The organism is Micromonospora trifolii, assembly GCF_050516465.1.
Taxonomy (GTDB): Bacteria; Actinomycetota; Actinomycetes; order Mycobacteriales; family Micromonosporaceae; genus Micromonospora; species Micromonospora trifolii.
Genome location: NZ_CP191526.1, coordinates 5,689,328 through 5,713,634 on the forward strand (window position 1 = coordinate 5,689,328; position 24,307 = coordinate 5,713,634).

The 24,307-nt window shown below is 71.6% G+C and carries 24 protein-coding genes; 10 read left to right on the top strand and 14 right to left on the bottom strand.

Translation table 11 applies throughout. From position 1 onward, the window contains the following. Positions 1 to 16 precede the first annotated feature (16 nt). Positions 17 to 757 carry an ABC transporter permease gene (locus ACQRWP_RS26490; protein ID WP_430498577.1) on the bottom strand — a complete coding sequence of 247 codons (741 nt, stop codon included), beginning with the start codon at positions 755 to 757 and terminating at the stop codon, positions 17 to 19. Continuing rightward, positions 754 to 1,440 (bottom strand): ABC transporter permease, encoded by a 687-nt coding sequence (locus tag ACQRWP_RS26495; protein WP_354940124.1) that lies wholly within the window; start codon positions 1,438 to 1,440, stop codon positions 754 to 756. The genes ACQRWP_RS26490 and ACQRWP_RS26495 overlap by 4 nt, the downstream gene beginning before the upstream one ends. A gap of 2 nt (positions 1,441 to 1,442) precedes the next feature. Here ACQRWP_RS26495 and ACQRWP_RS26500 point away from each other — a divergent pair, with 2 nt between their 5' ends. Further along, positions 1,443 to 2,447 (top strand): ABC transporter ATP-binding protein, encoded by a 1,005-nt coding sequence (locus ACQRWP_RS26500; protein ID WP_430498580.1) that lies wholly within the window; start codon positions 1,443 to 1,445, stop codon positions 2,445 to 2,447. Between the two features lie 55 nt (positions 2,448 to 2,502). Here the strand turns inward: ACQRWP_RS26500 and ACQRWP_RS26505 are convergent, their stop codons facing one another. The 7 genes from ACQRWP_RS26505 to folP form a co-directional block, all read right to left on the bottom strand. Then, a complete protein-coding gene (locus ACQRWP_RS26505; protein ID WP_308193261.1) occupies positions 2,503 to 2,934 on the bottom strand; it encodes a hypothetical protein in 432 nt (143 codons plus the stop codon). A 125-nt stretch (positions 2,935 to 3,059) separates the two neighbouring features. Then, positions 3,060 to 3,368 carry a hypothetical protein gene (locus ACQRWP_RS26510; RefSeq protein ID WP_430498582.1) on the bottom strand — a complete coding sequence of 103 codons (309 nt, stop codon included), beginning with the start codon at positions 3,366 to 3,368 and terminating at the stop codon, positions 3,060 to 3,062. 53 nt (positions 3,369 to 3,421) lie between these two features. Next, positions 3,422 to 4,636 (bottom strand): ABC transporter permease, encoded by a 1,215-nt coding sequence (locus ACQRWP_RS26515; RefSeq protein ID WP_430498584.1) that lies wholly within the window; start codon positions 4,634 to 4,636, stop codon positions 3,422 to 3,424. Between the two features lie 119 nt (positions 4,637 to 4,755). Next, positions 4,756 to 5,292 carry a DUF3180 domain-containing protein gene (locus tag ACQRWP_RS26520; RefSeq protein WP_396817813.1) on the bottom strand — a complete coding sequence of 179 codons (537 nt, stop codon included), beginning with the start codon at positions 5,290 to 5,292 and terminating at the stop codon, positions 4,756 to 4,758. A 19-nt stretch (positions 5,293 to 5,311) separates the two neighbouring features. Continuing rightward, the gene (folK, locus tag ACQRWP_RS26525; protein ID WP_112674319.1) at positions 5,312 to 5,839 is read right to left on the bottom strand and encodes a 2-amino-4-hydroxy-6-hydroxymethyldihydropteridine diphosphokinase; all 528 of its coding nucleotides are present in this window, start codon (positions 5,837 to 5,839) and stop codon (positions 5,312 to 5,314) included. Next, a complete protein-coding gene (gene folB, locus ACQRWP_RS26530; RefSeq protein WP_430498586.1) occupies positions 5,836 to 6,204 on the bottom strand; it encodes a dihydroneopterin aldolase in 369 nt (122 codons plus the stop codon). The genes folK and folB overlap by 4 nt, the downstream gene beginning before the upstream one ends. After that, on the bottom strand, positions 6,201 to 7,097 hold the full coding sequence (gene folP / locus ACQRWP_RS26535) for a dihydropteroate synthase (protein WP_430498588.1): 897 nt from the start codon (positions 7,095 to 7,097) through the stop codon (positions 6,201 to 6,203). The genes folB and folP overlap by 4 nt, the downstream gene beginning before the upstream one ends. A 356-nt stretch (positions 7,098 to 7,453) precedes the next feature. Here folP and ACQRWP_RS26540 point away from each other — a divergent pair, with 356 nt between their 5' ends. The 7 genes from ACQRWP_RS26540 to ACQRWP_RS26570 all read left to right on the top strand — a co-directional run bounded on the left by ACQRWP_RS26540 (position 7,454) and on the right by ACQRWP_RS26570 (position 15,956). Continuing rightward, complete coding sequence (locus tag ACQRWP_RS26540) at positions 7,454 to 7,768, top strand: hypothetical protein (RefSeq protein ID WP_030327982.1); 315 nt, start codon at positions 7,454 to 7,456, stop codon at positions 7,766 to 7,768. A gap of 13 nt (positions 7,769 to 7,781) precedes the next feature. Continuing rightward, positions 7,782 to 8,144 carry a hypothetical protein gene (locus ACQRWP_RS26545; RefSeq protein ID WP_053654782.1) on the top strand — a complete coding sequence of 121 codons (363 nt, stop codon included), beginning with the start codon at positions 7,782 to 7,784 and terminating at the stop codon, positions 8,142 to 8,144. Between the two features lie 70 nt (positions 8,145 to 8,214). Then, positions 8,215 to 11,658 (top strand): ATP-binding protein, encoded by a 3,444-nt coding sequence (locus ACQRWP_RS26550; RefSeq protein ID WP_430498591.1) that lies wholly within the window; start codon positions 8,215 to 8,217, stop codon positions 11,656 to 11,658. A gap of 1 nt (position 11,659) precedes the next feature. Further along, positions 11,660 to 13,615 (top strand): MFS transporter, encoded by a 1,956-nt coding sequence (locus tag ACQRWP_RS26555; RefSeq protein ID WP_430498593.1) that lies wholly within the window; start codon positions 11,660 to 11,662, stop codon positions 13,613 to 13,615. 5 nt (positions 13,616 to 13,620) lie between these two features. Beyond that, positions 13,621 to 14,169: a hypothetical protein gene (locus tag ACQRWP_RS26560; protein ID WP_430498594.1), complete on the top strand. Its 549-nt coding sequence runs from the start codon at positions 13,621 to 13,623 to the stop codon at positions 14,167 to 14,169. After that, on the top strand, positions 14,166 to 15,344 hold the full coding sequence (locus ACQRWP_RS26565; RefSeq protein ID WP_430498596.1) for a M23 family metallopeptidase: 1,179 nt from the start codon (positions 14,166 to 14,168) through the stop codon (positions 15,342 to 15,344). The genes ACQRWP_RS26560 and ACQRWP_RS26565 overlap by 4 nt, the downstream gene beginning before the upstream one ends. A gap of 12 nt (positions 15,345 to 15,356) precedes the next feature. Then, positions 15,357 to 15,956, top strand: coding sequence for a hypothetical protein (locus ACQRWP_RS26570; RefSeq protein WP_430498598.1), 600 nt, complete (start codon positions 15,357 to 15,359; stop codon positions 15,954 to 15,956). A gap of 1 nt (position 15,957) precedes the next feature. On the opposite strand, the gene ACQRWP_RS26575 is transcribed toward ACQRWP_RS26570, so the two are convergent. Next, a complete protein-coding gene (locus ACQRWP_RS26575) occupies positions 15,958 to 16,521 on the bottom strand; it encodes a hypothetical protein (protein WP_430503297.1) in 564 nt (187 codons plus the stop codon). Positions 16,522 to 16,716: 195 nt separating this feature from the next. Here ACQRWP_RS26575 and ACQRWP_RS26580 point away from each other — a divergent pair, with 195 nt between their 5' ends. Continuing rightward, the gene (locus ACQRWP_RS26580; RefSeq protein WP_430498600.1) at positions 16,717 to 19,278 is read left to right on the top strand and encodes an FtsK/SpoIIIE domain-containing protein; all 2,562 of its coding nucleotides are present in this window, start codon (positions 16,717 to 16,719) and stop codon (positions 19,276 to 19,278) included. A 28-nt stretch (positions 19,279 to 19,306) separates the two neighbouring features. Next, positions 19,307 to 20,026 carry a hypothetical protein gene (locus ACQRWP_RS26585; protein ID WP_430498602.1) on the top strand — a complete coding sequence of 240 codons (720 nt, stop codon included), beginning with the start codon at positions 19,307 to 19,309 and terminating at the stop codon, positions 20,024 to 20,026. 108 nt (positions 20,027 to 20,134) lie between these two features. Here the strand turns inward: ACQRWP_RS26585 and folE are convergent, their stop codons facing one another. The 4 genes from folE to ACQRWP_RS26605 all read right to left on the bottom strand — a co-directional run bounded on the left by folE (position 20,135) and on the right by ACQRWP_RS26605 (position 24,304). Beyond that, on the bottom strand, positions 20,135 to 20,800 hold the full coding sequence (gene folE / locus ACQRWP_RS26590; protein ID WP_030328001.1) for a GTP cyclohydrolase I FolE: 666 nt from the start codon (positions 20,798 to 20,800) through the stop codon (positions 20,135 to 20,137). A 35-nt stretch (positions 20,801 to 20,835) separates the two neighbouring features. Further along, positions 20,836 to 22,854 (bottom strand): ATP-dependent zinc metalloprotease FtsH, encoded by a 2,019-nt coding sequence (gene ftsH, locus ACQRWP_RS26595; RefSeq protein ID WP_396791119.1) that lies wholly within the window; start codon positions 22,852 to 22,854, stop codon positions 20,836 to 20,838. Positions 22,855 to 23,382: 528 nt separating this feature from the next. Continuing rightward, the gene (gene hpt, locus ACQRWP_RS26600; protein ID WP_354969094.1) at positions 23,383 to 23,958 is read right to left on the bottom strand and encodes a hypoxanthine phosphoribosyltransferase; all 576 of its coding nucleotides are present in this window, start codon (positions 23,956 to 23,958) and stop codon (positions 23,383 to 23,385) included. A 100-nt stretch (positions 23,959 to 24,058) separates the two neighbouring features. After that, positions 24,059 to 24,304 (bottom strand): hypothetical protein, encoded by a 246-nt coding sequence (locus ACQRWP_RS26605; RefSeq protein WP_430503405.1) that lies wholly within the window; start codon positions 24,302 to 24,304, stop codon positions 24,059 to 24,061. Positions 24,305 to 24,307 lie beyond the last annotated feature (3 nt).

The following is a 24,307-nucleotide window of genomic DNA, read 5'->3' on the forward strand; positions in this document are numbered from 1 at the left end:
GGCTCACCCGGACGGGTCAGGCGCTCCCGGTGGCGTCGGCGGCCCGGGGCCGCCCGAGGCGCTGCCGCCCGCGGCGCAGCGGTTTGGGGGTGACCAGCCGTTCGACGCCGCCGAGGACCACCTCGGCCAGCAGCGCGAGCCCGGCCACCAGCACACCGCCGGCGACGATCTGCCCGCCGCCGGCCGCGATACCGATACCGAAGCCGGTCCGGATGATCTGCCCGAGGCCGCCGCCGTTGACGAAGGAGGCCAGCGCCGCGGTGGCGATCACCTGGACCGCCGCGGTCCGGAAGCCGGCCGCCAGGTAGGGCACCGCGAGCGGCAACTCCACCCGGCGCAGCAGCTGTGCGCTGGACAGACCCATCCCCCGGGCTGCATCGCGGGCCTCCGGGTCCACCTGCCGCACCCCGGTGTACGCGTTGGCCAGCAGCGGCGGCACGGCGAAGACGGCAAGTGCCACCACGACCGGTGTCTTCCCGAAGCCGCTCGCGAAGGCGACCGGCAGGATGGTCAGCAGCGCCAGGGTGGGGATGGCCAGGGTGGCGTTGGAGATCAGCACCACGAGGCCGCCGCCTCGGCCGAGGTGCCCCAGCCAGAGCCCGAGCGGCCAGGCCACCAGGCAGCCGAGCGCCACCGCCAGGGCGGAGATCGTCAGGTGCTCGCCGAGCCGGTCCAGCATGCCGCCCGGGTTGGTCCAGTTCAGTGGGTCGTTGATCCAGGTGATCGCCTGCCCGATCGGGTTCGCCGCGACGGTCACCGTGCCCTCCGAGCGGACCAGGGGGTCACCAGTCGGGCGACCAGGATGAGCAGCAGGTCGAGCACGACCGCGAGCGCCACGCAGAGCAGCGCGGCGGTCATGATCTCGGCCTTGTAGAGGTTGTTCTGGAAGCCCGCGAAGATCAACTGCCCGAGTCCGCCGTGCCCGACCAGCACCCCGACCGTGACCAACGCCACGGTCGAGACGGTCGCCAGCCGTACGCCGGTCACGATGCCCGGCAGCGCCAGCGGCAGGTCGATCCGGAACAGGCGTCTCCACCGGCCGTAGCCCATGCCCTCGGCGGCCTCGCGAACCTCCGGGGGCACCTGATTGAGACCGGCCACCACGTTGCGAACGATCAGCAGCAACGCGTAGAGGACCAGCCCGACCAGCACCGTGGTCGCCCCGGTGCCCAGGTAGGGGGCGATGAACGCGAAGAGCGCCAACGACGGGATGGTGTAGACCACCCCGCTGACGGCGAGGATCGGACCGGCGAGCGGACGGACCCAGTACGCCAGCACGGACAACGGCAGCGCGATCAACACCGCGATCAACACCGCTCGCCCGGTGAGGGAGGCGTGTTCGCGCACCGCGGCGAGGATCGTGTCAGAGTTGTCCCGCACGTACTGCCAGGAGAACCAGGGGTTACCCGGGTCGGCCCGGTAGCTCAGGCGGAAGGACATACGTGGACGTTACCCCGGAGGCTGCCAGCGTGGCCCAATCCCCTCGCGCGGCGTCGATCTCCCTGGACGGCATCCAGAAGCGCTACCCGAACGGCACCGAGGCTGTCCGGAACCTCAGCCTGGAGGTCCGGGCCGGCGAGCTGGTGGTGCTGATCGGCCCGTCCGGCTGCGGCAAGTCGACAGTGCTGCGGATGATCAACCGCCTGATCGAACCGACCGCCGGTCGCATCACGCTCGGCGACGAGGACGTCACCGACGTCGACCCGGTACGACTACGCCGTCGCATCGGTTATGTGATCCAGAACGTCGGCCTCTTTCCACACCAGACGGTACGGGCCAACGTGGCCACGGTGCCGGGCCTGCTCCGCTGGCCCAAGAGCCAGACCCGGGCCCGGGTCGACGAGCTGCTCGACCTTGTCGGACTGGACCCGGCGGAGTTCGGCGGTCGCTACCCGCACGAGCTCTCGGGTGGCCAGCGGCAGCGGGTCGGGGTGGCCCGCGCGCTCGCCGCCGACCCGGTGGTGCTGCTGATGGACGAGCCGTTCTCGGCCGTCGACCCGATCGTCCGGGCCCGCCTACAGGAGGAGTTCCTGCGCCTCCAGGCCGAGGTGCGCAAGACGATCGTGCTGGTCACCCACGACCTCGACGAGGCCGTCCGACTCGGTGACCGGATCGCGGTCCTCTCCGAGGGCGGGCACCTGGAGCAGTACGACACGCCGGCCGCGCTGCTCGGCGCACCCGCCACTCCGTTCGTACGCGAGTTCGTCGGCGCCGACCGGGGCATCCGCCGGCTGGCGGTCACCCCGCTCGACCGGGAGGCGCTGGAGCCGGTGCCCGAGGACGCCGCACCGGACCTGCCCACCGTCGAGGTGGACGGCTCGGCGTACGACGCGTTGGCGGTCCTGCTCACCTCGGGCCGGGACCGGCTCCTCGTGACCGACGCCGGCCGGCCGGTGGGCGCGCTCAGCCGACAGCGCCTCCTCGACCTCGGCCGCCCGACCAGCTGACCCACCCCGGTCGCGGCGCCCGTACGACCGCCGCGCCTGACCCCGCCTCGGCGGGTCAGGCGCGACCGCCGAGGCTGGCGATGCCGATGATCCACCCGGTGAGGAAGCCGTAACCGGCACCGGTGCTGGCGTCCTGTAGGGCCCCCAGCAGTGAAGGCGCCGGGCCGAGCAGCGCCGCCAGCACGGCGGCCAGCCCACCAGCCAGCACGTACGCGGCCCAGCCGGAGAAGAACTGGCTGACCGGGCCGGGCACCCGGGCGACCTGGGCGGCGGGCAACAGGTAGAGCAGCGCCACCGCGAGGACCACCAGCAGCACGGCTCGCACGTCGGCGGCGAACAACCCGCCGGCCTGCCCGTCCGCGTCGAGCCGCCAGGCCGGCCAGGCGAGCAGGCGCGCGTAGAACGCGCCGGCCGACTCCGGGTCGGTCAGGGTGACGGCCCAACCGGTGTACGCCGGACTTCCGCAGATGCCGACCAGCAGCAACACCGCGAGCGCGCCGGTGCCGGCGGCCGTGCCGTAGCGGCTGACCGGGCCGGAACGGTGGATGAGCGACGCGATCCGCCCAGGCCCCGAACCGGTGGCTCGGGCGGACCTGGGCTGCCCCGAGCGGCTCAGTGCTTCATCAGGTAGTCGATGAAGGCGGCCCGCAGCAGCGGCGCCGACTCCTCGTAGCCGTGACCGGTCAGCTCCCGCCACAGCGCGTTGGCCTCGTCGATCGTCGGGCCGATCGAGTTCGGGGCGCCGTCCAGCACCGTGGCCTCGTCCGCGTTCGGCAGGTGGCGCAGCACCGACCAGTAGAACTTCACGTCCCGACGATCCCGGGCGAGGGCGAACGCCCGCTCCCGCAGCTCCTCGGTGGACAGCGCGTCAAGCTCGGCGAACGAGGTTCCGCCCGGGGTGGCGGCAGGTGTGTCGGTCATGTCGCCGAGCCTAACGGTCGAGATCAGCTCCGGCTCGGCGGACGCGACGCGGCTCACCGCTCGTCGGTGTCCCACCGTCGCGGGCCGTCCTCCCACCGCGGATCCCGCCACGGGTCGACCGGTTGGGGCGCAGCCTGGGTCGGCAGCGTGGGAGGCCAGTTGTCGACGGACTGCGGCTGCGGCGTGGTCCAGCCCGAGCTGATCGTGCCGTCGCTGACCGGCTCGGGCCGGTCCGGGCTGCCGGCTCGGGGCCGCCCGAGCGTCTCGACCAGCCGGGTGGCCAGCAGCCCGACGCCGAGTGCGGCCCCGCCGACCACCCAGTTGCTCAGCGTCCAGCCGCGCTCCGGCGCGTACACCTGGAAGACGGTGACCAGGCCGACCGCCAGCAGCGTGCCGAACACACCGCCCCGGCGGCCGTACGCGCTGGTGCCGGCGAGCAGGGCCACCCCGATGGCCAGCACCGTCCAGTCCAGCCCCGAGGTGGGCGCCACCGGCCCGGGGTCGTTGGCGGCGAGCAGCACGCCGGCCAGAGCGGCCAGCACCGTGGAGACGACCAGCGCGACGGCGGTCACCACGGCGGCCACCGCCCCCCGCCGACGGGCCGGGTCGGCGATCGGTCGGTACCGGCCGACGAGCCGGCGGATCGCCCGGATCGCGCCGAACAGCCCGCCGAGGACGGCCACCGCGGCGAAGCCGGCGAAGAGGTAACCGGCGCTGCTGGTCGGGTCGTAGTCACCCTGCACCAGCACGGGCGCCGAACGGCGCTCGATGTACACCACCACTGCGGCGGCGCCGGCCAGGCTGGCGGCCCAGCCCGGCACGTGCAGCACCACCACGGCCAGCGCCAGCGCCAGCCCGCCCACCGCGGCGACCGCCACGGCCGGACCGAGCGACGCCGGCAGGCCCCGGTCACCCTGCTCGGCATAGTGCAGGGCGGCCGCTACCGCGATCGGGCCGACGGCCAGGTTAGGCGCGGCCGTACGCAGGCTCAGCCCGGCGGCCAGGGCGAGCAACCCCAGCCCGACCGCGTCGATCAGCAGCGTGCGCAGGTTGCCGTCGCGCACCGCGGTCGGATCCTCCCGCCAGAGCAGCCAGCTCACGGCGGCCAGCCCGGCCAGCAGCAGCAGTTCCCAGCCCAGGTGTACGCCGATCCGATCCCGGCCGGGCTCACCGTGGGTGGGGTCGTCGAAGACGTTGTCCAGAACGGCGGCCGGCACCCCCGACGAGGGTTCGGCCGACCGGTCCCGGCCCGCTTCTTCGTACCCCATGACGCCGCCTCCCCAGTGGCCGACCGTCCCCAGTCCGGCGCACGGACGGACCCTGGGCGGCCCTTGCTCTCCGATCGCAGGCACCGTACCCGCGCCCGCAGCCGGGCGTAACCCCCTGCTCAGCGCTGGCCGGGGCGGCTCTCCCGAGGGTCCTGCTCGCGCTCGTCGTCCGGGCGTTCCGGCACGCGGCAGGAGCGCTCCAACCAGAGCGCGGCGCCGACCAGTGCCAGCGAGGCGAGCAGGCCCCCGCCGGCGGCCGGTCGATCGTCCAGGGCGGCGCGGGTGGTCTCCACGAAGAGCCAGCCGGTGAGCCCCGCGTAGAAGCCCGCGAAGATCGCCGCGGCCAGTGCCGACGCCTTGGCCAGCACCACGAAGCGGGCGACCAACAGCGGATTCACCGGGTCCCGACCCGGCTTGCGCTCGATCCGGCCCCGGGTGTTGATCGCGGCGTACGCCTCCAGCACGGCGAGCCCGGCCAGCGTCACCACCGGCAGCCAGGGCAGCCGGGGAATGCCGCTGTAGTAGAGGGTGCTGATCAGCAGCCAGGCCACCGCCGCCGCGGCCAGGCCGGCCACGACCAGGGTCGAGATCCGGGTGGGGCCCATCCGCGACCCGTCCGGGCCCGACCCGCGGGGTGGGGGCTTCGCCTGCGTCATGCCGGCCGGTTCCGCTCGGTCATGCCGTCGACTCTAACGCCAACTCCGGCCGGGGACGCAGCTCCAACGCCTCGTCCGCCGCCGGGCCGGTGGTCAGCAGGTCGGTCAGCCAGCCGTGACCGGGCAGCCGACCGTACGGCTGGATGTCGATCCACGGACGCAGCACGAAGGCGCGCAGGTGCGCCCGGGGGTGCGGCAGGGTCAGCTCCGGGTCGTCGCTGAGCACCGGCTCGTCGTCGTCGCCCCAGACCGCGATCACGTCCACGTCGAGGGTGCGCGGCCCGAACCGCCGCTGCGGGTCACGGACCCGGCCGGCCGCGCGCTCCGCGTCCCGGGCCCGCTCCAGCCAGTCGCGCGGGGTCGCGCTCTCGTCCTGCACGAGCACCACCGCGTTGAGGTACGCGGGCTGGTCGGTGTCGCCCCACGGTGGAGTCTCGTACACCCCGGAGAGCACGAGCACCGCGTCGCCGAGGGTGGCGACGGCCGTGCGCAGGTGCTCCAGGCGGTCGCCCAGGTTACTGCCGAGCGAGAGGACCGCCCGGGTCATCGGGTACGCGTCCGGGTCATGGTGACGGCCACGTCGGTGAAGGTGTGCGGCACCGGGGCCTCCGGCTTGTGCACGGTGATCGTCGCGGTGTCGACCCGTTCGTCGGCCAGGCAGACCGTGAGGAGTCGGTCCGCCAGAGTCTCGATCAGGTTGACCGGCTCGCCGGTCACCACCGCGACCAGGCGTTCGGCCAGCTCGCCGTAGTGCACGGTGGCGGTGACGTCGTCGCTGGCGGCGGCCGGGCCGAGGTCCAGCTCCAGGACGGCGTCGACCACGAAGTCCTGCCCCTGCTCGCGTTCGAAGTCGTACACCCCGTGCCGGCCGCGCGCCCGCAGGCCGGTCAGCTGGATCCGGTCGGTCGTCATCGCCGTACCCCATGCTCGTGATCGTGTTGCGTTCGCTTCTTGTCGTGCGGCGGCACGGCCAGCCGGGGGCTGCCGGTCGCCGCCCAGACGGCGAGCGCGTCGGCGGTGGCCTGGACGTCGTGCACGCGTACGCCCCAGGCGCCCGCGGCGACCGCCAGCACGCTGGTGGCCACGGTGGCCGCCTCCCGCTGGGCGGTCGGTCGCGGTGTGCCGTCCGCGGCGGCGAGCAACCCGCCGAGGTAGGACTTGCGGCTCGCCCCGAAGAGCAGCGGGTAGCCGAGATCCAGCAGCTCCGGCAGGCGGGCGCTGAGTTCCCAGTTGTGAGCGGCCGTCTTGGCGAAGCCGAGCCCGGGGTCGACGATGAGGCGGTCGGCGGCCACTCCGGCGGCCAGCGCCGTGTCGATCCGTTGGGCCAACTCGGCCCGGACGTCGGCCACCACGTCGGTGTAGGTGGCCAGCTCGCGCATCGCCCGGGAGTGCCCGCGCCAGTGCATCAGCACCCAGGGGCAGTGCGCGTCGCGGACCACCCGGGCCATGTCCGGGTCGGCCAGGCCACCGGAGACATCGTTGACCACCGCCGCGCCAGCGGCCAGGGCGGCCTCCGCGACCAGGGCACGGCTGGTGTCGACGCTGACCGTCACACCGGCGGCGGTCAGCTCGCGGATGACCGGCAACACCCGCTCGGCCTCGGTCGCGGCGTCGATCCGCTCGGCGCCCGGACGGGTCGACTCGCCACCGATGTCGACCAGGTGCGCACCGGCGTCGCGCAGACGGACGCCGTGTCCGACGGCAGCGTCCAGGTCGGCGTACCGTCCGCCGTCGGAGAAGGAGTCCGGTGTGACGTTGAGGACGCCCATCACCACCGGGCCCGAAGCCCGCACCAGATCGGTCACGACTAGACGGTACCGGTCGCGGCAGCGGCGCCCAGCGACCCGGGTCGGCCCCGCACCAGCGCCCCTGACGTGGTGATTAGAACAGGTGTACGATCGGTCATCCGGGCAGTAACGGGCAGCCCCTTCGCGGCTTGTCGCAATCCGGGGCGGCCCGTACGCTTTGGAATTGGCCAGCATCGAGATGGCGAAGCTTGGAGGGAGGGCCGAAGCGGGGAAAATCCGCCCAAACCTCGCCACCCTCCGTGGTGAGTAACGAACACAGGGTCAAGAACGCCATGCCCTGTGGAGCGCTTTTCCTGCCAGGCTTGCCTATTGCACCGCCGCGGCACCGCCGGCCGCGCTATGGGGAGGTTCCAGTGATCGCCTTCGAGCTCATGGAGACGGCGTCGTCCGGCGTCGCCCACGCGCTCTCCACCCTGGCGTCGGCTCCACTCGCGGAGCCGGCACCGAAGGGGATCGACACCAACAGTGTCGTCACCTTCTTCGCCAGCAAGATCGCGCCGATCCTGCTCGCCGTCCTGGGCGTCATCTTCATCGGCCGTGCCAGCCGAGGCGAGATCTCCAAGGTGCTGACCAGCTCCGCGATCGCCATCGTCGGGCTCGCCTTCATCGCGGGCGCGGCAACACTCTTCTTCGTCGGCGATTACCTGATCGACCTCATCTTCGAATAGGCGCGTTCACCAGATGCGGCTGCGCACCGACGACGACATCTACCGGGCCCGCCTGGTCTACCTCGGGCCGCCCGGTTACACCCTTCCGGTCCACCTGCCCTACGCCCAGTACGGGCTCTTCATGCTGCTGGTCCCCCTCTACATGTTCATCCACTGGCTGTTCACGTTGACGGTCGAGCTCTTCCCCGCCTGGGAGATCGCGCTCGCCATCGTGACCACGTCGTTCATCTTCCGGCACGTCGACCCCGATCGGCCGGCGCGGGTGGTCATCCGCACCGCGCTGACCGACTGGCGACGCACCCGGGAGCCGGCGGTCGAGCAGCGCGATCCGCGCCTGGTCGGCAGCCGGATCAGGATCCGGGAGGAGCTGGCATGACCGGACGTACGTCGAACGGTCCGTCGCAGGACGCGGGCAGGGGTCTGCCGACAGTGGCCGAGGCGATCGCATGAGCCGCTCCTCCACGCCGGGCTCCCCGGCCGGTCGTCCGGGCGTACCAGCCGGTCACCGTGCGCACTCGTTCGACTACACCGAGGACGAGGACGAGGTTGCCCTCGACCCCGCGCTGGTGACGTCACCCGGCCATGGTGCCGTCGGCGTGTTCCAGGCGCCCCGGCCGGTTCCCCGCCGGACGCCACCGGCCGAGCCCAGCGCCGTGTCGGCCGGCGAGAACGCCGACATCGACTCCCCCTTCCTGGACCTCTTCGGCGGCGGGGGGCGACCCGGCTCGCCACGAGCCGTCACCGCCGGCCCGAGCACCCGCGAGCAGCCGCCGATCCCGCATCAGCCGCCACCCACCGCCAGCCCGGCACCTGCCCGCGCGGTTCCCGAGCTGGAGCCACCGTGGACGCCCGCCGAGCCGCCCGGCAACGGTGGCCGACCCGTCGAGCCACGGCACGGAGGCGGCCACCCGGCCAGCGAGTCCCGGGTGCCGCACCAGGCCGGCGATCGACGGCCGATGCTGCGTCCGCCGGACGAGCCCGACCCGTCCATCGGCGAAGGGTCGCCGTCGGCGACCACCGGTCCCGTCCGCCGACCCGCGAGCACCGCGCCGGGCGGCCGTCCCGCAGCGACGGCCCGACCGGCGGTTCAAGCGCCCCAGCCGACGGCCGCCGCCGGCCGGTCCACCGCTCCGCCGGAGCAGCCGGCCATGATCACATCTGCGGATCGGCCAGCTCTCGAACGCACCGCGCGCCGGGCCACCGACACGGATCGACCCAGGAGCGCCGGCACCGCGGCCACCGGCAAGGAGGTCGTCGCGCCCCGACAGCGCACGACGAGCCGACCGGACCGACCGATCAAGCCGACCCGGGTTCGTGCCCCGAAGATCAAATTCGGGGATCGGGATCCGTCCGTCGAACTGGCCATCACCGAGATCGCCGGCCACCTGACCTTCACGCCGAACACCGTCACCGCCTGGTACTGGCTGCCCGAGGTCCGCTGGGCGTTCCGGCCGGACGCCGAACGCGAGGCGCTGCTGTCGGCGATCTCCGAGCAGTACGCCGGCCTGGCCGGCTTCCGACTGCACCTGCGCCGCACCACCCGGCCGTTCCCCGCCGACGAGTGGGCGCGCACGATCGACACGCACACCTCGGCGCCGCTGCCCGACGTACCCGGCACCACCGGCTGGGCCGACCACCTGGTCGCCGCCCAACGCCACCTGATGGCGGTCAACCACGCCGAGGGCCAGACCTACCTTGGCGTCACCTTCGCCCGGCGGTCCCTCGGCGACTCGCTCACCGAGCGGCTGCTGCGCACCTTCGGCCGGGGCACCGCCGATGGGGAGCGCCGCAAGCTGGGCCGCACCGTGGAACAGTTCGACGAGGTGCTCGGCGCGTTCGGCATGCGCGGGCGGCGGGTCACCGCCCAGGAGCTGGAATGGCTGCTCTACCGCTCGGTGGCGCTGTGCATGTCACCTCCGAGCACCCTCTCCCCCGTCACCGACGGGCGCTGGGAGCGCGGCGACCTGCTCGCCATGACCGAGCAGGTGGAGCGCTACCGCACCCCGTACGGCTCGACGGTCAAGCTGGTCAACCGGATGACCGGCGAGGAGCGGCACGTGGCCGTGCTCGCGGTCGGCCGGATGGAGCCGCTGGAGATCCCGGAACGACACGAGCCCTGGCTGCACTTCCACGAGCGGCTGCCCTGGCCGATGGAAATCTCCACACGCGTCGACATCCTCGGCTCCGGCGACTCCTTCCGCAATCTCGAACACCGGCTGCGGATGATCCGCTCGCAGCAGCTCGACTACGCCGAACACGGCATCGACGCGCCCCCGGAGCTGGAACGACTGGCCAAGCGCGCCCTGGTGATCGGCGACGAGATGACCACCGGGCTGCCGGTCGACTCGGCCCGTGCGCACGGCTGGCACCGGATCGCGGTCGGCGGCCGGACCAGGGAGGAATGCCTGGAGCGGGCCCGCCGGCTCATCCAGCTCTACTCCCGGGAGCTACGCATCTCGCTGCAGCACCCGAAGAACCAGGACTGGCTGGCCCGCGAGTTCATCCCCGGCGAACCGATCGCCAACACCGGCTACGTGCGTCGAATGCCGGTGCCGTTGCTCGCCGCCGCGCTCCCCCAGGCCGCCTCCAACGTGGGCGACCGGCGGGGCGACCTGATCGGCCGGACCGCCGGCACCTGCCGCCGCCCGGTCTTCCTGGACCTGCACTTCCCCATGGAGGTCCGGGAACGCTCCGGGCTCGCGGTCTTCGTCGCCGAACCGGGTGGTGGCAAGTCGACCCTGCTCGGCGCCCTGGGCTACCTGGCCGCCCGCCGAGGTGTCCAGGTGACCCTGCTCGACCCGTCCGGCCCGCTGGCCCGCCTCTGCGCGATGCCCGAGCTGCGGCCGTACTCCCGGGTGTTGAACCTGACCGGCTCGGAGCACGGCACCCTGGCGCCCTACTCGCTCATTCCGACGCCGCTGCGCTCCGAGTTCGGCACCGGGGCCGCCGGTGACCGGGAGTTCGAGATCGCGGTCTCCAACGCCCGCGCCGAGCGGCGGATGCTGGTCCAGGACATCTGCATGATGCTCGTCCCGCCGCAGGTGGCCAGGGAGGCGTCGACCGCCACCCTCTTCCGGCACGCCGTCCGCCAGGTCCCCGCCGAGGAGACCTCCACCCTGGACGACGTGGTGAGCTGCCTCGGGCGGCTCGACGACGACGCAGGCAAGGAACTGGCCAACCTCCTGCTGGACACCGCCGAGATGCCGCTGGCCATGCTCTTCTTCGGCCGACCGCCGGAAGGGCTGCTCGGTGCCGACGCGGCGCTCACTGTGATCACCATGGCCGGGCTACGGCTGCCCGACCTCAAGATCGAACGCGAGTACTGGTCAGCCGAGGAAGCACTGGCCCTGCCGATGCTGCACACCGCGCACCGGCTCGCCGTCCGGCGCTGCTACGGCGGCTCGATGTCGTCCCGCAAGCTCGTCGGCCTCGACGAGGCGCACTTCATGGAGGGCTGGCGGTCCGGGCGCTCGTTCCTGGTCCGACTCGCCCGCGACTCCCGCAAGTGGAACCTGGCCGCGCTGGTCGCCTCGCAGAACCCGAAAGACATCCTCGGCCTCGACGTGCAGAACCTCGTCTCCACCGTCTTCGTCGGCCGCATCGCCGAGGACGCCGAGATCGCCTCCGAAGCGCTGCGGCTACTGCGGGTGCCGGTCAACGACGGGTACGAGGCCACCCTGGCCTCACTCTCCGCCGCCGACACCAGCTCGTCCAGCCGGCTCGGCTTCCGCGAGTTCGTGATGCGCGACGTCGACGGCCGGGTGCAGAAGGTCCGAGTCGACGTCTCGTACGTCGAAGGGCTGCTGGACCACCTCGACACGACGCCCGCCGCGATCGCCGCGGCGGCCGGAGTCCTGCCGAGCATCCCCCTGCCGGATCTGGAGGCGTGACATGGCTAGGGCCTGGGCAAGGACCATGTCGTTCCTGCTCGCCCTTGGCGTACTGGCCGGGGCGACCCTCACCTGGCCGCTGATCGGCGCGGAGGCCGCAGCCGCGGCGCCGCCCACCGCCCAGGCCCGCGCTGACCTCTGCACCACCGCAGAATGGCAAGCCGACTTCCGCGCCTGCGTGGCGAAGCTGAAGCAGGTCGGTGAGGGGGAGATCGAGTGTCGGAAGCCGCCCGTACCGTCCGCCCCGGATTCGGGCCTCGCTGGTTGGTTCGCCTCCCGCCCGGACTCGTCCAAGCTGCCCGGACCGAAGGGCATCTACAGCGACTACGGCTACGGCGGTTACAGCTTCAACACTTATCGACCGGATGGTGGTTGTGCCTCCGCCGTCCTCCATCCGGACTACAAGTTCACCACCACCGTCGCCAACGGTGAGCTCATGATCGCCACGGCGGTCGTGGGCGCCTCGAACGCTCTGCGGGAACGGGCCTGGGACCCTCGCTCGATGTGGGATTGGGCCGACCCGCTGGTGGAGAAGGCCACCAAAGCCATCTACCAGAAGGTATTCAGCGTCTTCGGGATTGTCACGCTCTGCGTGGTGGGTCTCTACCTGCTGTGGCGCTCCCGCCAGTCGGACATGAGCAATGCGATGACCACGGCCGGGTGGGCGTTACTCGTGATGGTTGCGGTCACCGCACTGGCGGCCTGGCCGGTCAAGTCCGCGAACATCGCCGACGGCACCCTGATCACCTCACTCGGCGTCGTGCACGACGCCATAGGCCCGGCTTCCAGAGACACCCCGCCTGATCAGTGCGATGATCCGGATCCCAAGGCATGCAAGGACAACCGGCCGCCTGCCGTTCGGGCCAGCGACACTGCCACCGAGGCCATGCTCTACCGCAACTGGCTACGTGGAGTGCTCGGCTCGGCGGACAGCGAGACTGCCCGCAAGTATGGCCCCGCCCTGTACGACGCTAAGGCGTTCTCCTGGGAGGAGGCCGAGAAGCTGCGTGCCAACCCGGGAACCCGGGGAGCGACGATCAAGGCCAAGCAGCAGCAGTGGATGACGATCGCGGAGCAGATCGAGACCGAAGACCCGGAGGCGTACGAGTTCCTGACAGGATCCCGCGACATGGACCGGATTGGCTCCGGGTTCATCGCGGTGCTCGCGGCCGTGCTCTTCGCGATGTTCGACCTCACCGCGTCAGTGCTGGTACTGCTGGGCTTCCTGATCTTCCGGTGGGCGGTGATCGCTGCCCCGATTCTCGGCACGATCGGCCTACTCCGACCGGCCAGCGCCGGGCTGCGCCGACTGGCTAACGCGGTCGTTGCCGCAGTGTTCAACATTGCCATCTTCGGCACCGGCGCCGCGATCTACCTCTTCGCTGTTGATTTGATCATGAGCACACCCACCCTGCCGGGTTGGCTTCAGGTGGTGCTGGTCTGGCTCTGCGGGGTGGTCGGATGGCTGCTGCTGCGGCCGTACCGGCGGATCACCCAACTCGGCGGCAAGGACAGCAGCGAAGCGGTCAGTTCGGCCGGGTCCTGGCACCGCCGGTTCTTCCGCGACATGCGGACCGCCGCTCGGCTGGACGTGGCCGAGCCGGGCGGCACCGCCGAGCCGGTGGGCGGACGTCGACGGTCGCCCGACGCTACGCAGACCCGACTACGTCCGGAGGCGCGGCGGGAGGACCCGGCCCCGACGCCGGCAGCTGCGGCCGAGGGCCGGCGGGCAGACACGGCGCGCCCCGACGGTCGAGAGCGGCCCGACGAGGCGCCGGCGGAGGAGGGCAGAGGTCGGAGCCGCCCGGTCGCTCCGCAGCCCCGACGCCGACAGCCAGCGACCTGGACCGAGCCGGATGTGCCGGCTGAGAACCCGTCCTTCGTGGTCTACCGCCCGGGGTCCACCGAGCGAGCACCGGACCGCGCCGGACCACGGGTGCGCTCAGAAGCGAGGTGACGGTCATGCGACGGGCGCTGGAATTCCTCTTCACTCGGGCGCTGCGGTCCCGGCTGGGCATCGCGCTGGCGATCGGGGTGGTGGTCGTCGGCGTGCTCGGGGCGACCCGGCTGATCTCCAACCCGGGCGACTCAGCCGATGGGTTGAGTAGCCGTCCGGATGGGCCGATCATCACCGTGGACCCCACAGCCGGCGACGACGGTCTACTCAACAGCGCGGCTCCACCGTCACCCGTCACGTCGCCCGGCGCCCGCACGCCCGAACAGACTGCCGACCGCTTCGCCAAGGCCTGGCTGGGCCGTCCCGGGATGACCACGGAAGAGTGGCAGGCTGGCCTACGGCCACTCTCCACGCCGGCGCTGAGGGAGAAGTTGACCGGCGCCGAGCCCGAGAGCGTGCCCGCCGAGAAGGTCACCGGTCCGCCAACAATGCGAGAGCGGACCGAGACTTTCGTCGAGTTGCTACTCCCCCTCGATGCCGGCGGGCTCCGGCTGGAGCTGGTCACGTCCGACGATGGTTGGCTGGTCGACGTTCTGGACTGGGAGCGGCCATGAGCGACGTTGGTAGTGCCGGAACCCGCCGCGGGCCTCTCCGGCTCGGTGTGGTCGCCGCGGTGCTCACCGGGATGCTGCTCCTACTCTGCTGCACCGGCGGCACTGCGGCGTTCTTCCTCACCGGGCTCGGCGGCGACGAGTCCGAGAACGGCGACACCATGGCAGGCACGGAGTGCGGACCGGTGCGAGCGGTCAACATCACGGGCAAGCTGCCGCGGTTCACCGAGTACGGCGACACCCAGGTCCGCAATGCCGCGATCATCATCAAGGTCGGCCAGGACATGGGCGTACCCTCCCGAGGCTGGGTGGTCGCCCTCGCCACCGCGATGCAGGAGTCGGCCCTACGCAACCTGGCGAACAGCGGCGTACCCGCGTCCCTGGCTCTGCCGCACGAGGGGGTTGGCGCGGACCACGACTCGCTGGGCCTGTTCCAGCAGCGGCCGGGGTGGGGCAGCGTCGCCGAGCGGTTGACCCCCGCGTACGCGGCCCGCAAGTTCTACGAGAAGCTCGTCAAGGTGGAGAGCTGGCAACGCCGACCACTGACCGTGGTCGCGCAGCGGGTGCAGGTCAGCGCATATCCGGACGCGTACGCCAAACACGAGGAGGTAGCCAGCCGGATCGTGGACGCGCTGGCCGGGGGCGCGGCCCGCACTGTCGAGATCAACGGCAAGGCGGTGTGCAACGCGGCCGAGCGCGGCCAGATCGCCGCCTCCGGTTGGACCGCACCGATCCCTGGCGGAGTCGGCTCCGGTTTCCGCACCACCAGCCGGCCCAGCCACAACGGAGTCGACATCGGCGCGGCCAAGGGCACCGAGATCCGCGCGGCAGCGACCGGTCGAGTGTTGGTTTCGATCTGCGACGAGGACCGCCGCCGCCGACAGGACTGCAACGTGGACGGATTCCCCGGCAAGGGGGGCTGCGGCTGGTTCGTCGACCTGCTGCACGCCGGTGGCTACATCACCCGGTACTGCCACATGGTGGTTCAGCCCTTCGTCAAGAAAGATCAGATCGTGACGGCCGGTCAGGTGATCGGCAAGGTCGGCAGTAGTGGTAACTCCTCCGGCCCGCACCTGCACTTCGAGGTGCACCTGCGCAACGACCGCAACGCGTCTGGCGCGGTGAACCCGGTCCCGTTCATGCGCGAGCGGGGCGCCCCGCTGCGCGCTGCCGAGTGAGGCCACCGGTTCATGACCGGACCATTGCCCGACCCGTTCGCCGACCAGCCCGACTGGGCACCGCAGCCGCCGAGACCGCTGGCCATCGTCCCCGCGACGGATCGGGTCGAGCTGCGCGGGCGACGGGTACTGGTCGGGCTGCCGGGATTGGGTTGGCGCGGGGACCTGCGGGCGGACGACCGGGTGGTGCAGAGCGCCCGAACCTACGTGCCGGTGATCCCCGAGCACGAGTGGTACCGGGCCGAAGCCGACCAGGTCGAGGTGTTCGCGCCGCTGGTGCCGGTGGAGCGGGTCTGGGTGGAGACCGTCGGCAGCCGACCCGGGGTGGACGACGCCCGGGACACGGGCATCCGGTTGGTCTCGCTGGACGGCCCGGCACACCGGACGCCCACCCCGGTCTTCGAAGCGGACGCGGTCACCGGTCGACGGGTGGTGCACGTCGAGGAGGGCCGGGAGCACCGCGACCTTCGAGCAGTCACCGAAACCTACTCGGGTGCCGAAGGGGACATCTGCGTGCGAATCACACCCGAGGTGGAGTGGTACCGCTGGGCCTGGCGCGGCCAATCACCCACCACGCTGGAGGTTCCGGTTCACCTTCTGTGGATCGAGTGACTCAGCCAACCGGCGTGCCGCCACATACTCGCCACCCTCCGTCATTTTCGACGACCGTGAACGTCCAGTCGTCTCGGCGGCTGCTTCGGACAACGCCCTCGGCAGACCCGGAAATGATCAGCGTGGTACCGACCGATTCTCCCTCACTAGACGGCGTGCGAGTCAGTTGGCCCCAACTGACTCGCACCGTGACATCGAACTTCGCCTCGCGCTGCTCAATCTCAGCTCTCAGGTCTCGAATGGCCTGCAACTCGGCCCCGCGCTCGCAGGTGAAAAGGTCTGCTCTTGTGTCATTGCGATCCACGAGGAACGCGCGAAGGTAGTTGTCCACGACCACGTCGGGTGCGCTGCGGTCCGGGGTTGAGGCGCGGGTGTACCACACGTAGGCAGTTGCGACTCCGCCGAGGCAGAGCAGGGCGAGCACGCCAGCGACGACCGTGAGCACCGTCCGCATTCGACGGCGTGGCGGCTGCGGTGCCGGCGTCGCCGGGGCGGGCGGCAGCTGCTCGGACGGTGTCCGCTGGGCCGGTACGCGGGAGACCTGGGAACCGGCGGGGGGCTGCACTGATTCCACCTCCTGAAGTTATCGGCTGGACGCTCCGGAGCCAATGCCTCAGATCCAGCGGATCGTGACGGACCCCTCCCCACCGGTGAGATCCACGACAACACCGGCGCAGCGCCGAGGCACCTCCCGGAGGAGGGCCGTCGGCTGGGATACCGTCTCTGCTTGGGGAGGGGTTGCCAACCTCGGGTAGAGGGGGTGGACGCGGTGGCCGGTCCGAAGGCTCGCACGAACCGCGCCGCAGCCCTGCACCGTCGGGCTGCGGCCGTCGCGACCGCAGCTGCTGGGATCCTGGACGAGACGCGGCCGGCTCCGGCCGATCAGCGCCGTCAGTACGAGGTGGCCGACCGGCTACGGACGGCTGCGGCCTTGCTGGCTCCTGGCTGGTCGGGCGCGGCGCTGGACTCGCTCACCGTGGACTCGCCGGCGGGAGATGGTCCACCGCCGTTCGTTCGGGTCGGTACTGCGGCGCCGTTGGACGACGCTCGTTTCCCCGCGTTGGTGCCACTTGTCGGCACCGGTCACCTCAGCGTGGACGCTGACGCGCGGGAGCCGCGGGTGGCGGGGTTGCTCCGGGCCGTACTCCTGCGGTTGTTGGGTGCGGCACCGGCAGGTGCCCTGCTGATTCGCGCGGTGGATGCCACGGGTGCTGTGCTGACGCCGTTCGGGGCGCTCGCGGATGCTGGCCTGTTGCCGCCGCCGGCGGTGGACGTGGCGGGGTTGCGCGTGGTGCTGACCGAGGCGGAGCAGTGGGTGACGCCGGGGGCGAGTGGGCGCCGGCGTCACGATCGGACGTTGTTGCTGGTGGTGGCCGCGCTGCCGGAGTCGACCGGCCCGACCGATCTGGCGCGCATCGAGACGTTGGCCGAGCAGGGGTCGGCTGCTGGGCTGCATCTGGTGGTGGCGGGATGGCCGCCCGCCGGCCCGTACTCGGCCCGGGCGCCGCTGCCGCACACCACTTCGCTGGCGCTGCGTAATGCGTACGCACTGCTGGGCGATCCGCCGGGGGCGTCGTTCGCCGGGCCGGGCGCCGATCCGCCGGGCGGTTTGAACTCGCCGGTCTTCGTCGAGGCGGACCCGCCGGCCGAACTGGTCGACGCGGTCTGTCGGCGGCTCGCCGAGCAGGTGGAGGCGGGTTCCCGGTTGGCGTTGGGTGCTCTGCTGCCGCCGACGGGTGAGCGACTGTGGGAGTCGGACTCGGCCGACGGGCTGACCACTACCGTCGGCGATGCCGGGGGCCGGTCGGTGCCGCTGGGCTTCACCGAGTTGACCCCACACTGGCTGGTGAGTGGCCGGTCCGCGGCGGGTCGGGCGGCGTTCCTGACCACCGCGCTGCTCGGCCTGGCAGCCCGCTACGGCCCGGACGACCTGGCGTTCTACCTGGCGGATCTCGGCGACGGCGAGTCCTTCGTGGAGTTTCTGCAGACCGAGCGGGATCGGTCGTGGGTTCCGCAGGTGCGCGCGGCCGCGATGGCCGCCGACCGGGAGTACGTCCGGGATCTGTTGGACGAGTTGACGGCCGAGGTCCAGCGCCGCACGGAGGCGGGTGCCCGGGCCGGGGGGCAACGCTTCGCGGAGCTGCGTCAGCACCAGCCGCTGCCGCGGATCGTCTGTGTGGTGGACAATGTGCCGCTGCTCTTCGCCGAGCGGGACCGGCTGGCCGCCGAGGTGGCCGCCCAGTTGGACGGGCTGGCCCGGGCGGGTCGGGCGTACGGAGTGCACCTGGTCTTGGCGGGCGCGGGCGAGTTGGGGTTGAGTGCGCGCGCGGATGCTGGTCATCGGGATTCGATGCTCGGGCAGTTTCCGGTGCGGGTGGCGCTGCCGGGTGGCAGTCCGGTGTTGGAGCCGACGAACGACTCGGCGGCCGGTCTGCCGGTGGGCAGCGCTGTGGTGAACACGGCCGGCGGGCTCGGTGGCCCACGGGGTGCGATCCGGGGTCACGAACGGTTGATCCGCCACCCGGACCCGCAGGATCATCCGGAGGTCGTGGAGAAGCTGCGGCACGAGTTGTGGGCGGCCCGTCCGGCCGGGTCGGTGCCGCCGGTGGTCTTCGCGGGTTACGCCCGGCCGCTGCTGGGCAACGATCCGCGTCACCGGGCGGCCCTGGCGGGGCAGGCGCACGGCCCGGCCGCCCTGCTGGGTCGGGCGGTTGACGTGGCCCGCTCGACGGTCGCCGTGCCGCTGGGCCCGGCGGCCGGGCGCAACCTCGCGGTGCTGGGCTCGGGCACGGCGGCGGGTGGGCTGTTGGCGACGGCGGCGCGGAGCACGTCGGCTCACCACGCACCGGGCGGCGCCCGCTTCCTGGTGGCGGCACCGGATCCGGGCGCCCGGGCCCTGGCCGAGGCGTTGACGGCCGATCTGGCGACCCGGCATTCGGCCGAGTTGGTGGATCTGCCGACGCTGCTCGCGGACGCGGCCGACGACCTGCCGACGTATCTGGTGGTTTTCGGCCTGGACCGGCCGGGTCCTCGGGAGCTGCCGGTGGACCGGCTGCGCTCTCTCCTGCGGGATGGGCCGCCTGCGGGGCGGCATCTGCTGGGCTGGTGGCGTGCGGTGCCGCCGTTCGCCGCGTTGTTCGAGCCGTCGGGCGAGGTCGACAAGCTTGCGGCGGTGGCAGTGCTGGACGTGCCGGTCGCGCAGCTAACCGCAGTCTTCGGTCGGCCGGTCGAGTGGCAGGTGCGCCCCGACCGGGCGGTGCTCTGGGACGGCCCGGACGAGCGGGGCACGGTGCTGGTGCCGTTCGCCGACGAGGCCGGCTGATCGGGTGGCGCGCGTGGAGGGTGTCGAGGTGGATCCGAACGCGACGGTGACCGGGCCAGGGCGGCAGCGGGCCGTTGCGGCGACCGGGGACGCCACACCGCGGGCCGTCGAGCCCACCACGGCCTGGACGGAGTATCTTGCGGCCGCCCGCCAGCTGGACGGGGTACGCCGGAGCGCGTCTGCCGCCGCCGGTGAGCAGGCTCGGTCGGCGGAGGCCGCCCGGGAGGAGTTGACGGTGGTCCGTACCGGGCTGGCGAGTCAGCAGGAACGGCTGCGCGAGTTGGGCGTACCGGCGATCTCCCTGGTGCCGTCGCCGCCGGAGCTGACCGAGGCGGCCCGGTCGATGGCGGGTGGTCCGGCGGCCGTGTTGGCGGCGCTGCGGACCGCGCGTGGTCGGGCCGAGGCGGCGGACGCGGCGCTGACCGCGCGCCGCCGGTTCCGGCCGGGGTCCTGGCCCGCGCGGGCGCGCAACCTCCTGGTGTACGGGCCGTTTGCGCTGCTGGTACCGCTGATCCAGGTCGTGGTGCTGGCGGCGACGGGGGTGGGACCGGCCACCGTGGCGGCGTTGATCTGCGGCCTGCCGATGCCGGCGGTCGCGTTCGTCGCCGGCTGGATCGGCATCGGGCGGTTGTTCCGGGTCAGCCCCACCGAGCGGCTGGACCGTACGGTGCGTTTCGGCGCGTTGGTGTGCCTGGTGCCGGCGGTGCTGGCCACGACCGGCCTGCTGTTGGCCCTGCTCGCTGGCTGACCCGCCGGGGCCGGAAAACCGCCCGGCCGGAACAACCCCGGGCGGGTGCGGAAACGCAACGGCCGGCCGTCCCGGGTGGGTGTCGGCCGGTCGTGGTGCGTCGGGGTGTCAGCGGGGGATGATCAACGCCATCGCCTCGGCCCGCGACTTGGAGTCCGTCTGCAGGATGCCGCGTACGGCCGACGTGATGGTCTTGGCACCGGATTTCTGGATGCCGCGCATCGCCATGCACATGTGCTCGCATTCGAGCACGACGACGACGCCGCGTGGTGCGAGTTTGCTCATCAGCAGGTCGGCGACCTGCGAGGTGAGCCGTTCCTGCACCTGCGGCCGACGGGCGAAGACCTCGACGAGTCGAGCCAGCTTGGACAGGCCGGTGATCCGCCCGTCGGGGCCCGGGATGTAGCCGATGTGCGCGCTGCCCCGGAAGGGCAGCAGGTGGTGCTCGCAGAGGCTCATCACGTCGATGTCCCGGACGATGACCAGCTCTTCGTGGTTGGCCTCGAAGGTGGTGCTGAGCACCTGGGCCGGGTCGACCCGCAGGCCGGCGAAGAGTTCGGCGTACGCGCGGGCGACCCGGGCCGGCGTCTGCTGGAGTCCGTCGCGGTCCGGGTCCTCGCCGACCGCGATCAGGATCTCGCGGACGGCCTTCTCGATCCGGCCGAGGTCGACAGCGTCCTCGACGGGGCGGCCGGTCAGCTTGCCGCTGATCAGCCGCGCGGCCACGTAGTCCAGCTCGTCGTCGCCGTCGGGTTCGGTCGCGGAGACGGCCAGCTCCCGGTGTGGGGAGCTGGCCGTCGGGTCGTTGCTCAGTGCGTGCCGTCCGAGTTGTTGGACGGCGCCACGCCGCCGACCGACGCCTGCGCGCCGTCAGCCTGGGCCTGCGCCTTGAGCTTGTCCTTCTCCGAAGGGGTGAGCACGGGCGGCTCAGTGGAGGGCTGGCGCTTGCCGAAGCCGTTGTACGGCGCCAGCGGCGGGCGCTTGACCACCCGGGAGCAGATCCGCGCCATGTCGGCCGTGGAGAGGGTTTCCTTCTCCATCAGCTCGAGCACGATGTTGTCCAGGACGTCCCGGTATTCCACCAGGATCTCCCAGGCCTCGTCGTGCGCCAGCTCGACCAGTGCCCGCATCTCGCCGTCGATCTCGGCGGCCACCGAGTCCGAGTAGTCCCGTTCGTGGCCCATGTTGCGGCCGAGGAACGGCTCGTCCCCACTGGTGCCGTACTTGATCGCGCCGAGCTTGGAGCTCATGCCGTACTGGGTGATCATCGCGCGGGCCAGTTGGGTGGCCTTCTCGATGTCGTTGCCGGCGCCGGTGGTCGGCTCGTGGAAGACGAGTTCCTCAGCGGCGCGACCGCCCAGCGCGTACGCCAGAGTGTCGATCATTTCGGCGCGGGTCTGGGTGTACTTGTCTTCGGTCGGGAGCACCAGGGTGTGGCCCAGCGAGCGGCCACGGGACAGGATCGTCACCTTGTGCACCGGCGCGGCGTGCGGCAGCGCCCAGGCGACCAGCGCGTGGCCACCCTCGTGGTACGCGGTGATCTTCTTTTCGTTGTCGCTCATGACGCGGGTCCGCCGCTGCGGACCGGCGACCACCCGGTCGATCGACTCTTCCAGCGAGTCGTTGGTGATCGCCCGCTGCTCCTTGCGAGCGGTGAGCAGGGCCGACTCGTTGATCACGTTGGCGAGGTCGGCACCGCTGAAGCCCGGCGTGCGACGGGCCACCGCGTCGAGGTCGACGTCAGGCGTGAACGGCTTGCCCTTGGCGTGCACCCGCAGGATGGCCTTGCGGCCCTCCATGTCGGGGGCGTCCACCGGGATCTGCCGGTCGAACCGGCCCGGGCGCAGCAGCGCCGGGTCGAGGATGTCCGGCCGGTTGGTGGCCGCGATCAGGATGACCCCGCCCTTGGTGTCGAAGCCGTCCATCTCGACGAGCAGCTGGTTGAGCGTCTGCTCCCGCTCGTCGTGGCCGCCGCCCATGCCGGCGCCACGGTGCCGGCCGACGGCGTCGATCTCGTCGACGAAGACGATCGCCGGGGCGTTCGTCTTGGCCTGCTCGAACAGGTCACGGACCCGGCTGGCGCCGACGCCGACGAACATCTCCACGAAGTCGGAGCCGGAGATGGAGTAGAAGGGCACCCCGGCCTCGCCGGCGACCGCGCGGGCCAGCAGCGTCTTGCCGGTGCCGGGCGGGCCGAACAGCAGCACGCCCTTCGGGATCTTGGCGCCCAGGGCCTGGTACTTGGCCGGGTTCTGGAGGAAGTCCTTGATCTCGTACAGCTCTTCGACGGCCTCCTCGGCACCCGCGACGTCCGCGAAGGTCGTCTTCGGAGTGTCCTTGGTGATCATCTTGGCCTTGGACTTGCCGAAGTTGAGCACCCGGGAGCCGCCGCCCTGCATCTGCGACATGAAGAACAGCAGCAGGAGCACGAGCAGCGCGATCGGCAGCAGGTTGACCAGCAGGCTCACCCAGATGCTGTCCGAGGAGACCTTGGCGTCGGCCGGGCCGGTGACCCGGTTGTTCGCCTTGGCGTCCAACACCTCGTTCCAGATCTGGTCGCCAGCCTGGTACGGGAACTGGGCCTCGATCTTGTTGGTCTCGGTCTTACCGAACTTGGTCTTCTGGGCCAGGTCCAGCTGGAGCGTCTGCTCCTTGTCCTGGAAGACCACCTTGTTGATCTTGGCGGTGTGCAGTTGATCGAGCGCAACGGAAGTGTCCACGCGGTGGTAGCTGGGACCACTGGTGAACAGCTGACTGAGCACAACGGCGCCGAGGATGACCAGGATGATCCAGACCACCGGTCGGCGGAAGAAACGCGTACGTTCCATACTGTTGTCGAGCGCCGGGGCGCCCGCATCCTCCTGATCGACGTCCTGACCGTCTGATGGTGTCGCCGCGTTGAGCGGCGGCCGGAGCCGCCGTGCGGGCCGGCCTCGACCCCGAGGCGCGAAAACTACCGCGCCGCGGTCATTCGACGGTACACCGTGTACGCGAGGAGTGAGCTTGCGAGCCCCGCAGTCGTGCACCATCAAAAGACCGTGTACGCCAGCAGCGAACCTGCGAGCCCCCGCACTCTGCACGCCTTCGACATCGACGACACGCACCGTGGGCAGGCCCACCAGCCCCGCAGCCAACGTACGGCGAGTCCGGGTGGAAGCCGGCGTGGCGGGGAGTCCGGCTCGGCCACCCGAGCGCCCGGTCACGCGATCGAGAGGGTCGAGCGCGGAGAAACCTCCGGGCCACCGTGCTACACGGTAACCGCATCAGCTGAGAGCGCGCTGAACGTCGGCTTGATGGATGCCGATGCAAGTCGGGCTCATGTCGACCGGCGGGCCGGTCCGACGCGTCGGCCGGCGTCAGGAGCGGGCGTAGACCTCGGGCTTGAGCACCCCGACGTACGGCAGCTCCCGGTAGCGCTCAGCGAAGTCGAGGCCGTAGCCGACCACGAACTCGGTGGGGATGTCGAAGCCGACGTACTTCACTCCGACCGGCACCTTCACCGCGTCCGGCTTGCGGAACAGGGCGACCACCTCGACGCTCGCCGCCGAGCGCGACTCGAGGTAGCGCAGCAGCCAGGAGAGCGTGAGCCCGGAGTCGACGATGTCCTCGACGACGACCACGTGCCGACCGGCGATGTCCCGATCCAGATCCTTGAGGATGCGGACCACCCCGGAGGAGGTGGTGCCCTGGCCGTAGGACGAGATGGCCATGAAGTCGAGCTCCGCCGGCGGGCCGTTGCGGCCCAGCGCCCGGGCGAAGTCCGCCATGAACATCACCGCGCCCTTGAGTACGCACACCAGCAGCAGTCCGTCACCCACGTGGGCGTAGTCGGCGGAGACCTGCTTGGCCAGCTCCGCCGTCTTCTCGCGGATCTGCGCCTCGGAGATGATCACGTGGTCGATGTCGGCGTCGTACCAGGAGCCGTCAGCCATGACTCCTAGCCTGCCGTACGTCGGATGGCCTCCGTCGGCGGGGCCGCACCTTTTGGCGCGGTCCCGCCAATGATTTTCTGCGCAAATAACGCTAATCGCATCAGTTGGTACGTGACCGCCAGCGACGGCCATCGTCGCTCGGCTTCCAGTCGGCCGAATCGTGGCTGTCGACGGTGAGGCCGGCCGCCGAGGCGGCGACGAGCAGGACGAGGAACAGGAGGAAGAGCAGGAACTCCATGGCGGCGCTCGCTTTCGCATGATTGCTGTCGGTTTCGCCGCCGGTGCGCACCGGACTGAGACCAGTCTGCGACGTGATGAAGCAACCGGACAGTGGCAGGAATGCCATTGG